13 protein-coding genes are annotated in these 14275 nt (G+C 70.0%); 9 read left to right on the forward strand and 4 right to left on the reverse strand.

Features of this window, described 5'->3' with window-relative positions; translation table 11 throughout:
* Positions 1-152 precede the first annotated feature (152 nt).
* Both P3H15_RS08960 and P3H15_RS08965 read left to right on the forward strand, forming a co-directional pair.
* Positions 153-1169, forward strand: coding sequence for a PHP domain-containing protein (locus P3H15_RS08960; protein ID WP_276136882.1), 1017 nt, complete (start codon positions 153-155; stop codon positions 1167-1169).
* Positions 1166-1978: an alpha/beta hydrolase gene (locus P3H15_RS08965; protein ID WP_276136883.1), complete on the forward strand. Its 813-nt coding sequence runs from the start codon at positions 1166-1168 to the stop codon at positions 1976-1978. Before P3H15_RS08960 ends, P3H15_RS08965 begins: the two co-directional genes overlap by 4 nt.
* 43 nt (positions 1979-2021) lie before the next feature.
* Here P3H15_RS08965 and P3H15_RS08970 read toward each other — a convergent pair whose 3' ends face one another.
* The 3 genes from P3H15_RS08970 to P3H15_RS08980 are packed head-to-tail and all read right to left on the reverse strand — an operon-like array spanning position 2022 to position 4863.
* On the reverse strand, positions 2022-2633 hold the full coding sequence (locus P3H15_RS08970; RefSeq protein ID WP_276136884.1) for a lactate utilization protein C: 612 nt from the start codon (positions 2631-2633) through the stop codon (positions 2022-2024).
* Complete coding sequence (locus tag P3H15_RS08975; RefSeq protein WP_276136885.1) at positions 2630-4111, reverse strand: LutB/LldF family L-lactate oxidation iron-sulfur protein; 1482 nt, start codon at positions 4109-4111, stop codon at positions 2630-2632. The genes P3H15_RS08970 and P3H15_RS08975 overlap by 4 nt, the downstream gene beginning before the upstream one ends.
* A complete protein-coding gene (locus P3H15_RS08980; protein ID WP_276136886.1) occupies positions 4108-4863 on the reverse strand; it encodes a (Fe-S)-binding protein in 756 nt (251 codons plus the stop codon). The genes P3H15_RS08975 and P3H15_RS08980 overlap by 4 nt, the downstream gene beginning before the upstream one ends.
* 79 nt (positions 4864-4942) lie before the next feature.
* Between P3H15_RS08980 and P3H15_RS08985 the strand changes: the two genes are divergently transcribed.
* Positions 4943-5638 carry a FadR/GntR family transcriptional regulator gene (locus P3H15_RS08985; protein ID WP_276136887.1) on the forward strand — a complete coding sequence of 232 codons (696 nt, stop codon included), beginning with the start codon at positions 4943-4945 and terminating at the stop codon, positions 5636-5638.
* Between the two features lie 16 nt (positions 5639-5654).
* Here the strand turns inward: P3H15_RS08985 and P3H15_RS08990 are convergent, their stop codons facing one another.
* Positions 5655-6368, reverse strand: coding sequence for a GntR family transcriptional regulator (locus P3H15_RS08990; protein ID WP_276136888.1), 714 nt, complete (start codon positions 6366-6368; stop codon positions 5655-5657).
* Positions 6369-6538: 170 nt separating this feature from the next.
* Between P3H15_RS08990 and P3H15_RS08995 the strand changes: the two genes are divergently transcribed.
* From P3H15_RS08995 to P3H15_RS09020, 6 genes are read left to right on the forward strand one after another with little or no spacing between them, the layout of a single operon-like run.
* Positions 6539-7807 carry an MFS transporter gene (locus tag P3H15_RS08995; protein ID WP_276136889.1) on the forward strand — a complete coding sequence of 423 codons (1269 nt, stop codon included), beginning with the start codon at positions 6539-6541 and terminating at the stop codon, positions 7805-7807.
* Positions 7800-8588 (forward strand): putative hydro-lyase, encoded by a 789-nt coding sequence (locus tag P3H15_RS09000; protein ID WP_276136890.1) that lies wholly within the window; start codon positions 7800-7802, stop codon positions 8586-8588. The genes P3H15_RS08995 and P3H15_RS09000 overlap by 8 nt, the downstream gene beginning before the upstream one ends.
* Positions 8578-9333 carry a LamB/YcsF family protein gene (locus P3H15_RS09005; protein ID WP_276136891.1) on the forward strand — a complete coding sequence of 252 codons (756 nt, stop codon included), beginning with the start codon at positions 8578-8580 and terminating at the stop codon, positions 9331-9333. The genes P3H15_RS09000 and P3H15_RS09005 overlap by 11 nt, the downstream gene beginning before the upstream one ends.
* Complete coding sequence (locus P3H15_RS09010) at positions 9330-9971, forward strand: allophanate hydrolase subunit 1 (protein ID WP_276136892.1); 642 nt, start codon at positions 9330-9332, stop codon at positions 9969-9971. Before P3H15_RS09005 ends, P3H15_RS09010 begins: the two co-directional genes overlap by 4 nt.
* The gene (locus P3H15_RS09015) at positions 9968-10831 is read left to right on the forward strand and encodes a biotin-dependent carboxyltransferase family protein (protein WP_276136893.1); all 864 of its coding nucleotides are present in this window, start codon (positions 9968-9970) and stop codon (positions 10829-10831) included. The genes P3H15_RS09010 and P3H15_RS09015 overlap by 4 nt, the downstream gene beginning before the upstream one ends.
* 43 nt (positions 10832-10874) lie before the next feature.
* On the forward strand, positions 10875-14267 hold the full coding sequence (locus P3H15_RS09020; RefSeq protein ID WP_276136894.1) for an NAD-glutamate dehydrogenase domain-containing protein: 3393 nt from the start codon (positions 10875-10877) through the stop codon (positions 14265-14267).
* Positions 14268-14275 lie beyond the last annotated feature (8 nt).

A 14275-nucleotide genomic window follows, 5' to 3' on the forward strand; every position in this document is an offset into this window, starting at 1 on the left:
GCTCCCGATTCGAATGCGGACAACTCCGGCACCGTAGAAGTCGTAAGCGAGGGAAAGGGAACGTAGGTGTGAACGCGCGGACAACGAGGCGACCCTAAGTCTGGAGTGATTTACGTCTAGCCAGCAGCCCGGACGGCGTGCACGATGGATAGATGGACGCCGTCGATGCGCTGCGGGAAATTGCGTTCTGGCTCGAGCGTTCGCGCGACGAGGGACCCAGGATCGGCGCCTTCCGCCGGGCGGCCGATGTGCTCGAGTTGTCGACCGCCGAGGAGCGGGAAGCCCTGGCGGCGAACGGCTGGGTATATCTTCCCGACATCGGCTCCGAGGCGGCCGCGATCATCCGTGAGTGCGCCGATGCGGTGCCGCTGTACCTGACGTATCTGCGCGGTTCCGCGGAGCCGATCGGGCTCGGCGGAACGGAACTGCTCGAGGCGCTCCGCGGCGACCTGCACACCCATTCGGATTGGTCGGACGGCCGGTGCCAGCTCCGGGAGATGATGCGGCGCGCGGCCGCGCTGGGGCACGATTACTGCGCGATCACCGACCACTCGCCGCGGCTGACGGTCGCGAACGGGCTGTCTTCGGAGCAACTGCTCGTCCAGTTGAACGTGGTCGCCGAACTGAACGTCGAGCTCGCGCCGTTCCGGGTACTCACCGGAATCGAGGTCGACATCCTCGACGACGGCACCCTCGACCAGGACGACGACCTGCTCGCCGACCTGGACATCGTGGTCGCGAGCGTGCACTCGCATCTGGACACCGACCGGGCGACGACGACCAAGCGGATGCTGCAGGCCGTCAAGTCTCCGCACGTCGACGTGCTCGGGCACTGCACCGGCCGCCTCGTCGAGGGGGTGCGGGGGCCACGGCCCGAATCGAAGTTCGACGCGGAACGGGTGTTCGACGCGTGCCGCGAGTACGGCACCGCGGTGGAGATCAACTCCCGACCCGAGCGCCGCGACCCGCCGGGACGCCTGATCGACCTCGCACTGAACAGCGGCTGCAAGTTCTCCATCGACACGGACGCGCACACCACCGGGCACCTCGCTTGGCAGGGTTATGCCTGCGAGCGCGCCGCGGAGCGCGGAGTCGAGCCGTCGGATGTGATCAACACCCTGCCCGTGGCCGAGTTGCTGGAGTGGACCGGCGCGCCGATTCGGCAATGATCCGTGTCGGGCTGATCGCGGCCGCGGTGGTGGCCCTGGTGATCGCCGCCGCGTGGGTGCTGCAGCGAAAACTGATCTACTACCCCGACACCACCCCGGTGCCACCCGCCGGCCGGCTGATCGCCGGGGCGGAGGACGTCACGCTGACCACGTCGGACGGCCTCGAACTCGGCGCCTGGTACGTCCCGCCCGCGGTCGGCGAGCCGCGCATGACCGTCCTCGTGGCCGCCGGAAACGCCGGCAACCGGGCCGACCGGGCAATCCTCGCCTCGGACCTCGCCGCGGCGGGCTTCGCCACGCTGCTCTTCGACTACCGCGGGTACGGCGGCAACCCCGGTCAGCCCAGCGAGGAGGGGCTGGCCCTCGACGTCCGGGCCGCTCGCCGGCACCTCGTCGACGAACGTCGCGTGCCGCCGGAGCGGCTGCTCTACTTCGGCGAAAGCCTCGGCACCGGGGTCGTCACCGAACTCGCCACCGAGTATCCGCCCGCGGGGCTGTTGCTCCGATCCCCGTTCGTCGACCTCGCCGCCGTCGGCAGGGCGCACTACCCGTTCCTGCCGGTCCGGTTGCTGTTGCGCGACCAATTTCCCGTCGCGGAGTTCGTGGCACGGGTCGATGTGCCCACCACCGTGGTGTACGGCACGGCGGACACCGTCGTCCCGCCGGAGCAGAGCGCCCGCGTCGCCGAAGCGGCGCTCGGCGACGTCGACACCGTCGTGCTGTCCGGCGCGGGGCACAACGACGACGTGATGTTCGGCGGCCCGGAGATCGTCCGCGCGACCGCCGATCTGGCGCTCCGCGCCCCGTGAGTGGTTGACGAGTCTCTGGACTCGCTAACCACGCACGGGCGCGTCAGCGCACGATCACGACGTCCAGCGTCCGGGGACCGTGCACGCCCTCGACGCGGTTGAGTTCGATGTCGCTGGTGGCGCTGGGACCGCTGATGAACGTCAGCGGTGTGGTCGGGTCGAGGGTCTGGAAGGCCTGCGGCACGGTGTCGACGATCTGGTCGGTGCGCACGATGCAGATGTGGTGATCCGGGACCAGCGTCAGCGCCCGGCGCCCCTGACCGGCGCCGCCGTCGAGCACGATCGTCCCGGTGGCGGCGATCCCGAGGGTGCAGCCGGTGACGACGACGTCAATGGCGTCGAGTTCGCGCGTCGACAGTTCGGCGGGTACACCGTCGACGACGACGTCACCGCGCGGCCGCCACGACTGCGGCAGGTCCGGTGGGACGACGGCCCGTTTCCCCTCCGCGATCAGTCCGGTGACGATCTCGGCGACGGTGGTCTCGTCGGCGCGGTGGACCTGTGCGCGGTAGTCGTCGACGGTGTGGGCGAACAACTCGACGTCGCCGGGGCCGGACGCGGGCTCGCGGTGGTAGTTGCGGGGAACGGGTTCGGGGGGCGGCGCGTCGGCGAGCGCCGACCGGATCCGGGACAGTATCTCTGCGCGTGCGGTCATCGTGTCGTGTCCTCGTGTGTGCGGGCCCACCATTGTCGGAACGTTTCCTTCGGCGGGGCGGGCAGGTCGCGGCTCGCGGTCCATTTCGATGCCGGGTACGGCAGCGACGTGATGCGTCCCGACCGGCCGCCCAGCACCCGGCCGACCTTGGCCGCCGTTTCGGCGGCGGCGAACCGCCTCTCCGAACCCATCACGAAGCCGGCGGCCTTCATCGCGAGGTCCTGGCCGCCGGGCAGTCCGTGCCGTTCGGAGTCGACCTGTTCCGCGCGCAGGTGCACGAGAATGCTGGGAATGTCGATGCGGACCGGGCAGGCGTCGAAGCAGGCGCCGCACAGGGTGGAGGCGTACGGCAGTGAGGCGTTGGGGTCGTCGTGGCCGGTGGTCCCGGTGAGTTGCGGGCTGAGGATCGCGCCGATCGGCCCGGGGTAGACCGACCCGTACGCGTGACCGCCCGCCCGCTCGTAGACGGGGCACACGTTCAGGCAGGCGCTGCAGCGGATGCAGTGGAGCGCCGACCGTCCGGTCTCGTCCGCGAGGACGTTGGTGCGACCGTTGTCGAGGAGGACGACGTGGAAGTTCTGCGGGCCGTCGCCGGGGTGCACCCCGGTCCACATGGAGGTGTACGGGTTCATCCGCTCGGCGGTGGACGACCGCGGCAGCAGCTGCATGAACACCTCCAGGTCGGTGAACGTGGGGACCAGCTTCTCGATGCCCATGAGCGTGATGAGGGTGTTGGGCAGGGTCAGGCACATCCGTCCGTTGCCCTCCGACTCCACCACCGCGAGGGTTCCGGTCTCGGCGATTCCGAAGTTCGCGCCGCTGATCGCGACCTTGGCGGACAGGAACTTTCGCCGCAGGTGCGCCCGCGCGGCCATCGCCAGCGCGCGGGGGTCGTCGGTGATGTCCTTGTCGACACCGGGCATCGCGTTCAGGAAGATCTCGCGGATCTCGGCGCGGTTGCGGTGGATCGCGGGAACGAGGATGTGACTCGGTTTGTCCTCGCCGAGTTGGACGATGAGTTCGGCGAGGTCGGTTTCGATGGCCGCGATCCCGTTCTCCTCGAGGTGCTCGTTCAGGCCCGTCTCCTGGGTGGCCATCGACTTGACCTTCACGACCTCGTCGGAGCCGGTGGCCCGCACCAGTTCGGTGATGATCCGGTTCGCCTCCTCCGCGTCGCGCGCCCAGTGGACGGTGCCGCCGCGGGCGGTGACGTTCTCCTCGAACTGCACGAGCAGTTCGGGGAGCCGGGCCATCACGTCCGCCTTCAGGGCGCTGCCGGCCCGGCGCAGTTCCTCCCAGTCGTCGACCTCGGCGACCGCGGCGATCCGTTTGTTGCGGATGGTGGTGGTGGCGGCGCCGAGGTTGGCGCGCAGCTGGGTGTCGGTGAGTGCCTTCCGGGCGGCGTCGGGGAAAGATTCTGTGCCCCGGATGTTTCCGGTGCCGGGATGGAAGGTGGGTGAGCCGAGGAACGTGGTCATGCGGTGCTCCCGATCTTCTCGGTGCTCGCCAGGATCTCGGCGAGGTGGACGGTGCGGACCCCGCTGCGCAGCCGGGACAGCCCGCCGCCGATGTGCATCAGGCAGGACGAGTCGCCCGCGCTGCACACCTCGGCGCCGGTGCTCAGGACGTTGCCCATCTTGTCGGCGAGCATCGCGGTCGACGTCTCGGAGTTCTTCAGCGCGAACGTTCCGCCGAAGCCGCAACAGGATTCGGCCGCGGGCAGCTCGATCAGGGTCATCCCGCGTACCGCGCGCAGCAGTTGCAGCGGTTTGTCGGCGACCCGCAGCATCCGGAGCGAGTGGCACGTCGGGTGGTACGTCACCCGGTGCGGGTAGTAGGCGCCGACGTCGGTGACGCCGAGGACGTCGACGAGCAGTTCCGACAGCTCGTACGTCCGGGACGCGACGTCCTCGGCGCGCGTCGCGAGCGATTCGTCGCCGTACCGGCGGGCGACCATCGCGTGCTGGTGCCGGACGGATCCGACGCAGGAACCGGACGGGGCCACCGCGACGTCCCACGACGGTCCGCTCTCGAACGCCTCCACGTGGTGACGGACGAGCGGCAGCGCCTCGGCCTGGTAGCCGGTGTTGACGTGCATCTGCCCGCAGCACGTCTGCTTCGGCGGGAACACGACCTCGTGGCCGAGACGCTCGAGCAGGCGGACCGTCGAGGTGGCGGATTCGGGGAACAGGGCATCCGCCAGGCAGGTGGCGAACAGGGCGATTCTCATCGGGTACTCCAACCGGGCTGGGCTGTGGTCTGACCACAGTAGCGCACTGTGGTCAGACCACACCAGGTAAACTTCGGTCGTGCGCACACACGAGGTCGTCCTGCACCGCATCGAGCAGGATCTGGCGGCCGGCAAACTCACCGTCGGCGGTCGTCTGCCCGCCGAGCGCGCGCTCGCCGAGGAGCTGGGCGTCGGACGCTCGTCGGTCCGCGAGGCCATGCGGGTGCTCGAGGCGATGGGCATCGTCCGCACGGCCGTCGGCTCCGGCCCGGACGCAGGCGCGATCGTCGCCGCCGACCCGGCCGCGTCCATCGGCGCGGCCCTGCGACTGCACATGGCGACGCGCACCCTGCCGATCCGCGACGTCGTCCAGACGCGGACGCTGCTCGAGTCGTGGGCGGTGCAGGAGGCCGCCGGGCAGTCCGGCGACCTCGACTTCTCGGCCATCGACGCGCTGCTCGACGCGATGGACGACGAGGGCCTCTCCCCGGAGGCGTTCCACCGCCTCGACGCCGACCTGCACGTCGCGATGGCCGGGCTGGCCGGCAACGTCCTCGTCGAGGCGATGATGGTCTCGCTCCGCGACTCCATCCACGGCTACGTCATGCAGGCGGTGCCGCTCCTCGACGACTGGCCCGCGGTCGCGGCCCACCTGCGCTGCGAGCACCGCGGGATCGTCGCCGCCCTCCGCGGCGGACACGGCGCCGAGGCCGCCGGCCTGGTGCGGGAGCACATCGAGGGCTTCTACGGGCGCTTCGCGCCCGTGCGTGGGTAAGGAGTCTCTGGACTCGTCAACCGCTCACGGGGCGGTACGCCCCCAGGATCTGCGCCTCGGCGTCTTCGAGGTAGGTCTTGAGCAGCTGACCTGCGGCTTCGGTGTTGCCAGCGACGAGGGCGTCGTAGATCTCGTGGTTGCGGGTGAGGTACGGCCCGTGGAATCGGTGGGCGTCGTCCATGACGTGGAAGACGAGCCGTGCCTCGTTCCAGACGCTGCGCATGAGTTCGTCGATGCGGTTGCTGTTGTTGAGGCTCGCGAGGGCGATGTGGAAGTAGATGTCGGCGGTGCCGACGCCGGTCCAGTCCTCGACGGCGAATCGCTCGTCGGCCAGGTTCAGGGCCTCGGCGACGCCGGACAGGTCGCCGCTCTCGGGGTCGAATCCGTTGACGCCGGCGCATTCGACGACGCGCCGGCAGATGTACAGCTCGGTGATGTCCTCGGCGGTGGGTACGCGGACGAAGACGCCGCGGTTGAGTTCGTGCGCCACCAGCCGGTCTTCGATCAGGATCTGGAAGGCCTCGCGGACGGTGTTGCGGGAGACGTCGAGGGCGGCGCAGATGTCGGGTTCGGACAGTCGCGCCCCTGGTTGGAACGTTCCGTCGATGATGGCGTCCCGCAGAATGCCGGCGACCCGCGTGGTCCTGCTGGTGCGTTCGAGCAGGCCGCGGTGGGCGGCCAAGCGGGAATGCGCATCGCCGCGAAGGGCATTCGAGCTGGTCAAGTCCACTCCTCAGGTTTCGATCTCGACCGCAATCATAGTTGTCAGCTCGGTTCCGCGATTTCTTCCAGGATAACAATCCCCTCGAGGTATTGCAGGATCGTTGAACGATTTGTACCGTGATGGGAGTTACATCGGATTTCTTCGAGCAGTTACATCCCTTCTTCAGGCGAGGTGCCATGACCACAGATACACAGACCGAGGTCGCGCAGGCGCGCCCCTTCGACTGGTTCCGCACCCTCGGGCCGAAGGGAAAAAGAGCCTTCATCGGCGCGTTCGGCGGATACGGGCTCGACTCCTACGACTTCCAGGTCCTCCCGCTCGGCCTCGCGGCCATCGCCGCCTACTTCGGCCTCACCACCGGTCAGGCAGGCCTGCTGACGACGGTGACGCTGGTGGTGTCCGCGCTCGGCGGCGCCCTCGCCGGCATCCTCGTCGACAAGATCGGCCGGGTCCGCACGCTGCAGGTCACCGTCGCGACGTACACGATCTTCACGGTGCTGTGCGGTTTCGCGCAGAACTTCGAGACGCTGCTGATCTTCCGCGCCTTCCAGGGCCTCGGCTTCGGCGGTGAGTGGGCGGCAGGCGCGATCCTCGTCGCCGAGTACGCCCGCGCCGAGTACCGCGGCCGGGCCGTCGCCTTCGTGCAGAGCGCGTGGGCTGTCGGCTGGGCGCTGGCCGTGATCGTCTACACCATCGTTTTCCAGCTGTTCGACCCCGACGTCGCGTGGCGCGTGCTGTTCTTCACCGGTGTGCTGCCCGCCTTCCTCATCATCTGGGTTCGCCGGAATCTGAAGGACCCCGAGGTGGTCACGGAGCGCCGCGAGTCCGCGGGCAAGCAGACGGGCTCGTTCGCGGCCATCTTCCGCGGCGGACTGCTCCGCACCACCGTGCTCGCGTCGCTGCTCGCCACCGGTGTGCAGGGCGGCTACTACACGCTGGCGTCCTGGCTGCCGACGTTCCTCAAGACCTCGCGCGGACTCGACGTCGTCGGCACCGGCGGCTACCTGGCGATCCTCATCTCCGGGGCGTTCCTCGGCTACGTCAGCGGCGGCATCCTCACCGACAAGCTGGGCCGCAAGCGGACCATGCAGCTGTTCGCGTTCCTGTCGGCGATCTTCATGGTCGGCTACACCCAGGTGCCCGAGGGCGCGAACACGCTGATCCTGATCCTGGGCTTCCCGCTCGGCTTCTGCACGTCGGCGATCTTCAGCGGATTCGGATCGTTCCTGTCCGAGCTGTACCCGACGCAGTCCCGCGGCACCGGCCAGGGCTTCACGTACAACTTCGGCCGCGCGGTCGGCGCCGTGTTCCCCGCCGTCGTCGGTTTCCTGGCCGCCACCCAGCTGGGCATCGGCGGCGCGATGATCTTCGGCGCGCTCGGTTACGCCATCGCCGTGTTCGCCCTGTTCTTCCTCCCCGAGACCCGCGGGAGCGAACTTGCCTGACTCGCCGACCGACCTCCGCTCCGCGTTCCGCTCGGGACGCGTCACCCCGACCGCCGGTCTGGCACCCGGATTCGCGCAGACGAATCTCATCGCCGTTCCGCAGGACTGGGCATACGACGTGCTGCTGTTCACCCAGCGCAACCCTAAGCCGTGCCCCGTCCTCGACGTCGGCGACGCCGGCTCCCGGACGACGATGCTCGCCCCCGGCGCCGACATCACCACGGATCTGCCGCTGTACCGGGTGTGGAAGGACGGCGAACTCGCGGACGAGACCACGGACGTGTCCTCGCTGTGGCGGGACGACCTCGTCGCGTTCCACATCGGGTGCAGCTTCACGTTCGAGCACCCGGTGGCCGCGGCCGGGGTGCCGCTCCGGCACGTCGAGCAGGGCAGCAACGTCCCGATGTACGTCACCGACCGCGAGTGCAGGCCCGCGGGCCGGGTCAGCGGGCCGATGGTGGTGTCGATGCGACCCGTCCCCGAACACCAGGTGGCGCTCGCGGCGGCGATCTCGGCGCGGATGCCCGCCGTCCACGGTGGCCCCGTGCACGTCGGTGATCCCGCGGAACTCGGCATCACCGACCTCGCGGCCCCCGACTTCGGCGATCCGGTGACCTTCCAGCCCGGCGACGTCCCGATGTTCTGGGCCTGTGGGGTCACCCCGCAGGCGGCGGTGATGGCGTCCCGGTTGCCGTTCGCGATCACCCACGCACCCGGGTACATGCTGATCACCGACACCCCGGACAGCGAGTACGTCCTGGAGGTCCCCGATGCGCGTTGACCTGAACTGCGACCTCGGCGAGGGCTTCGGGCAGTGGACGCTGGCCGACGACGACGCCCTCCTCGACATCGTCACCAGTGCGAACATCGCGTGCGGGTTTCACGCGGGCGATCCGATGATCATCCGCAAGGCCTGCGAGAGCGCGGCCGAGCGCGGCGTCGCGATCGGGGCGCACGTGGGGTTCCGGGATCTCGCCGGATTCGGCCGGCGGGAACTCGCGGTGTCGCCTGCGGATCTGCGCGACGAGACGCTGTACCAGATCGGCGCACTCGCCGGGTTCGCCCGCGCCGCCGGATCCTCGGTGACGTACGTCAAACCGCATGGTGCGCTCTACAATTCCGCGGCACTCGACTTCGAGCGGGCCGATGCGGTCGCATCCGCCATCGACGAGTTCGCCGAGCCGCTCACGCTGATGGGACCACCCGGATCGCAGTTGCAGCGGGCCGCGGAGGCGCACGGCATCGCGTTCGTCGCCGAAGGGTTCGCCGACCGCCGCTACACCGCCGCGGGCACGCTGACCCCGCGCTCGGTGCCCGGCGCCGTCATCGACGATCCCGACGTGGCCGCCGCCCAGGCCGTGCGGATGGTGGCAACCGGAACGGTGGAGTCGATCGACGGGGACGACGTCGCGGTGGCGGTGCGCAGCATCTGCGTCCACGGCGACACGCCCGGGTCCGTGCACACCGCGCGCCGGGTCCGTCACGCCCTGGAGAGTGCCGACGTCACGCTCGGATCCTTCACATGACCACCCCCACCCGGATCCTCCCGGCGGGCGATCGGGCCCTGCTCGTCGAGCTGGACTCGGAACCCCTGGTCGTGTCGCTGACCGAACGCCTGCGCCGGACACCGGTTCCCGGTATGGAGGACGTGCTGCCCGCGGCGCGCACGGTGCTCGTCACCACCACACCGCGGACCGACCTCGACGAGGTGCGCCGCGCGCTGCGGACGTTGACCGTCGACCTCGCGGCACACGACCACACCGGCGTCCCCGAATCGGACCCGGTCACCATCCCGGTCCGCTACGACGGCGCCGATCTCGCCGACGTCGCCGACCTTCTGCGGATGAGCCGCGAGGACGTGATCGCCGCCCACACCGCCGCCACCTGGCGTTGCGTATTCATCGGATTCGCACCGGGTTTCGGCTACCTGAGTTGCGGCGACGACCGGCTCACCGTGCCCCGGCGCGCGCAGTCCCGCACCGTGGTGCCCGCCGGATCCGTGGCCCTCGCCGGCGGCTACGGCGCGGTGTATCCGCGGTCCTCCCCCGGCGGATGGCAGATCATCGGAACCACGGACTCCCCGATGTGGAACCTCGACGCGGAACCCCCGGCGCTGCTGCAGCCGGGGCGTCGCGTCCGATTCGTCGACGAGGAAACGCTGTGAGTGAACTCGAAGTACTCGAAACGGGTCCGCTCAGCCTGATCCAGGACCTCGGCCGCCCCGGCTACCTCAGCTCGGGTGTCGGCGTGTCCGGCGCCGCCGACCGCGGATCCGCGAGGCTCGCGAATCGGCTGGTCGGCAACGACGAGAACGGCGCGTGCATCGAGGTGCTGATGGGCGGACTCGCCCTGCGCGCGCGGGCGGTGACGACCGTCGCCGTCACCGGTGCCCCCGCCGCGGCGCTGCTCGACGGCATCCCGATGGGTCACGCGAGCGTCATCGTGATGGAGCCGGGGCAGACCCTGCGGTTGCAGTATGCGCACGTCGGGCTGCGCAGCTACGTGGGGATTCGCGGCGGCCTCGCGGTGCCGGACGTGCTCGGCTCCCGCAGCACCGACACGCTCTCCGGCATCGGCCCGGAAGCGTTGAAGCCCAACGACGTCCTGCCCGTCGGCACGTGGACGAGGAACTTCCCCAACGTCGACGTGGCGCCCCTCCCTGCGATGGACCCCGGACCGCTGTCGGTGCGGGTCATCGGCGGCCCCCGCGACGACTGGTTCACCAACCCGGACGCGCTGACCACCGGTGCGTGGGCGGTCTCCCCGGACACCGACCGCATCGGCGCCCGGCTGAACCGGCACGCCGGCGCACCCGCCCTGCAACGGACGTCCGAGGCCGAACTCCCCACCGAGGGAGTCGCACTCGGGTCCATCCAGGTTCCGCCGAGCGGGCAGCCCGTCGTGTTCCTCGCGGACCATCCCATCTCCGGCGGGTACCCCGTCATCGGCGTCGTCGCGGACGAGGACATCGACCGGATCGCCCAGGCCCGCCCAGGCCAACTGATTCGCTTCACCACTGCGTGATCGGCCGCGCGCCGGTCCCACTACAGGAGATCACCCCATCGCCATGAACAGCATCGGCACGGAACTCGACACACCTTGGTCCCACGAGTCGTGGCGCACCACGCTGCTCGCGGAACCGCACCGTCAGGGCACCGCGGTCGCACGCCACTACGCGTCCGCGCTGCCGATCAGCTACGCCACCGAAACCGATCCGGCACAGGCGATCCGCGACGTCGCCGAGGTGGAACGACTCGACGTCGACAGCGTGGCGCTGACGTTCACCACCTCCGGGGCGTCCGCGCCGTACGAGAACCTCAAGATCTACGCCGTCGGGAAACCCGCACCGCTCAACGAGGTGCTGCCGATCCTCTCCAGCCTGGGCGTCAACGCCCTCGACGAACGCCCGGCCGCGGTGACCCGGCCGGACGGCAGTCGCGCCTGGATCTACGACCTCACCGTCGACCTGCCGGCCGTCGCGGACGGCCACGGGTCCACCCGGGACGGCCGGATCGCGGACGCGTTCCGCGCGGCGTGGACGGGTGAGACCGAGGTGGACGGGTTCAACGCCCTCGTCCTGCACGCCGGGCTCGGCTGGCGTCAGGTGACCGTCCTGCGGGCGTACGCCGCGTACCTGCGGCAGGCCGGGCTCCCGTACAGCCGCAGCAACGTCGAACGAGTCCTGCTGGGCAACACCGGCATCACCCAACTTCTCGTCGAGTTGCACGCACTGCGACTCGACCCCAGCCTGGAACGGGACGCCGCCGCGGAGAACGCGCTCGAAGACCGCATCTCGGCCGCGATCGACGCCGTCGCCGGAATCGACGCCGACCGGATTCTGCGGGCCCTGCTGTCCCTGATCCGCGCCACCACCCGGACGACCTACTACGCCGGCGACCCCCGGCCCGGGCGCGCCCTCGCGTTCAAGTTCGATTCCTCGTCGATCGACGAATTGCCGCTACCCCGGCCGAAATACGAGGCCTACGTGTACTCGCCGCGGATGGAGGGCGTACACCTGCGGTTCGACGACGTGGCCCGCGGCGGCATCCGGTGGTCCGATCGGCGCGACGACTTCCGCACCGAGATCCTCGGACTCGTGAAGGCGCAGGCGGTCAAGAACGCCGTCATCGTCCCCGCCGGGGCGAAGGGCGGCTTCGTCGTCAAGAACCCGCCCGCGGCGACCGGCGACGCCGCCGCCGACCGGGAGGCGATGCTGGCGGCCGGAATCTCCTGCTACCGCGAATTCATCTCCAGCCTCCTCGACATGACGGACAACCTCGACATCGCGACCCGGCACGTGATCGCGCCGGACGGCATCGTCCGCCGCGACGGCGACGACACCTACCTCGTGGTCGCCGCGGACAAGGGCACCGCGGCGTTCTCGGACGTCGCCAATGCCGTCGCGCTCGCGCGCGGGTACTGGCTGGGCGACGGTTTCGCGTCCGGCGGGTCCGTCGGCTACGACCACAAGGCGATGGGCATCACCGCCCGCGGCGCGTGGGAGAGCGTCGTGCAGCACTTCCGTGAGATGGGCGTCGACACCCGCACCGACGACTTCACCGTCGTCGGGATCGGCGACATGAGCGGCGACGTGTTCGGCAACGGGATGCTGCTCAGCCCGCACATCCGCCTCGTCGCCGCGTTCGACCACCGCCACGTCTTCATCGACCCCGATCCCGACCCGCAGACGTCCTGGGACGAGCGGGCGCGGCTCTTCGGCCTCGGCAGGTCCAGTTGGAAGGACTACGACAGGGCGGTCCTCAGCGAGGGCGCGATGATCGTCGACCGGTCGGCGAAGTCGGTTCGGCTGACACCGCAGGCGCGGCGCGCGCTGGGGATCGAGACGGATCGGGCGCTCACCACCGTCGAACTCGTCCGCGCCGTCCTCGGTGCGCCCGCGGACCTGCTGTGGAACGGCGGCGTCGGCACGTACGTGAAGGCCACGTCGGAGACTCACGCGGACGTCGGCGACAAGTCGAACGACGCCGTCCGGCTCGACGCGCCCGCGCTGCGGGTCCGGGTGGTCGGCGAGGGCGGCAACCTCGGCCTCACCCAACTCGGCCGAATCGAATACGCGCGCCACGGCGGTCGCGTCAACACCGACGCACTCGACAACTCGGCCGGTGTCGACTGCTCCGACCACGAGGTCAACATCAAGATCGCCCTCGCGGGCGCCACCGCCGACGACACGCTCGCCGCGCAGGACCGTCGAGAACTGCTGTCCGACATGACCGAAGACGTCAGCAGGCTCGTCCTCGCCGACAACCGCAGCCAGAACGAGATGATGAGCCTCAACCGGGCGCAGGCGGCGACGCTCGTCAGCTTCCACTCCCGCATGGTCGACGACCTGGAACGGCGCGGCCACGTGGACCGCGCGATCGACGTGCTCCCGACGTCCGCCCAGTTCAGTGCCCTCGAACGCGAACAGAAGGGCCTGACCAGCCCGGAACTGGCGCAGCTCACCGCGCAGGTCAAGCGGTTCATCAAGAGCGAGGTGTCGGGCACTACGCTCCCCGACAACAAGGTCTACGCCGGCCGGCTCCACGACTACTTCCCGCCGCGGCTCGGCCGCGAGTACGCGCACACGGTCGCCGTGCACCCGCTGCGCCGGGAGATCGTCACCACGTCGGTCGTCAACGATATGGTCGACCGTGCGGGGATGACATTCGCCTTCCGGCTGCGGGAGGAGACCGGCGCCGACTCGACGGAGGCGGTGAACGCCTTCACCGCCGTCACCGAGATCTTCGACCTCGGAGCGACTTTCGCGCGGATCCGGGCGGCAGCCGACACGACCCCGGCGTCCGGGACGAACGCGCTGACCGTGCAGACCCAGCGGCTGATCGACCGGGCGTCGCGGTGGCTGACCACGCACCGGCCGCAACCGCTGCCGCTCGAGGCCACCATCGCCCGCTACCGGCCGGTGGTCCGCGAACTCGGACCCCGCGTGCGGGAATGGTTGCAGGGCGACGAGATCACCGCCGTCGAGGGCCGAACCGAGGCCCTGACGTCGCGGGGTGCGGACGCCGGGATCGCCGTCGACGTCGCGGACCTCCTGCACACGTACTGCCTTCTCGACATCGTGGACATCGCGGAGATCTCCCAGCACCGCGCGGAGGACGTCGCGGAATTGTATTTCGCGCTGTCGGCGCACCTGCACATCAACACCGCGCTGACCGCCGTCACCGCGCTGCCCCGGCTGGACCGGTGGCACGCTCTCGCCCGCCTCGCCCTGCGCGACGACCTCTACAGTTCGCTGCGCGCCATCACCCTCGACGCGCTGTCCGTCAGCGAACCCGGCGACGACGCGGCCGACAAGGTCGACCAGTGGGAACAGCACAACGCCGCCCGCCTCGCCCGCGCGCGGGCACTGCTCACCGAAATCGAGTCGGAGGTCGCCACCGAACCCACGCTGGCGCTGATCTCCGTCGCGGCCAGGCGGATCCGGGCGATGACGCGGTAGGCGCTTCG

This window comes from Rhodococcus sp. T2V, from assembly GCF_029269925.1.
GTDB classification, from domain to species: Bacteria; Actinomycetota; Actinomycetes; order Mycobacteriales; family Mycobacteriaceae; genus Rhodococcus_F; species Rhodococcus_F koreensis.

What these genes read in the sequence shown, in the direction of transcription:
- P3H15_RS08960 (WP_276136882.1), top strand. Translation starts at nt 153, where the DNA reads ATGGACGCCGTCGATGCGCTGCGGGAAATTGCGTTCTGGCTCGAGCGT.
- P3H15_RS08965 (WP_276136883.1), top strand. Translation starts at nt 1,166, where the DNA reads ATGATCCGTGTCGGGCTGATCGCGGCCGCGGTGGTGGCCCTGGTGATC.
- P3H15_RS08970 (WP_276136884.1), bottom strand. Translation starts at nt 2,633, where the DNA reads ATGACCGCACGCGCAGAGATACTGTCCCGGATCCGGTCGGCGCTCGCC.
- P3H15_RS08975 (WP_276136885.1), bottom strand. Translation starts at nt 4,111, where the DNA reads ATGACCACGTTCCTCGGCTCACCCACCTTCCATCCCGGCACCGGAAAC.
- P3H15_RS08980 (WP_276136886.1), bottom strand. Translation starts at nt 4,863, where the DNA reads ATGAGAATCGCCCTGTTCGCCACCTGCCTGGCGGATGCCCTGTTCCCC.
- P3H15_RS08995 (WP_276136889.1), top strand. Translation starts at nt 6,539, where the DNA reads ATGACCACAGATACACAGACCGAGGTCGCGCAGGCGCGCCCCTTCGAC.
- P3H15_RS09005 (WP_276136891.1), top strand. Translation starts at nt 8,578, where the DNA reads ATGCGCGTTGACCTGAACTGCGACCTCGGCGAGGGCTTCGGGCAGTGG.
- P3H15_RS09010 (WP_276136892.1), top strand. Translation starts at nt 9,330, where the DNA reads ATGACCACCCCCACCCGGATCCTCCCGGCGGGCGATCGGGCCCTGCTC.
- P3H15_RS09020 (WP_276136894.1), top strand. Translation starts at nt 10,875, where the DNA reads ATGAACAGCATCGGCACGGAACTCGACACACCTTGGTCCCACGAGTCG.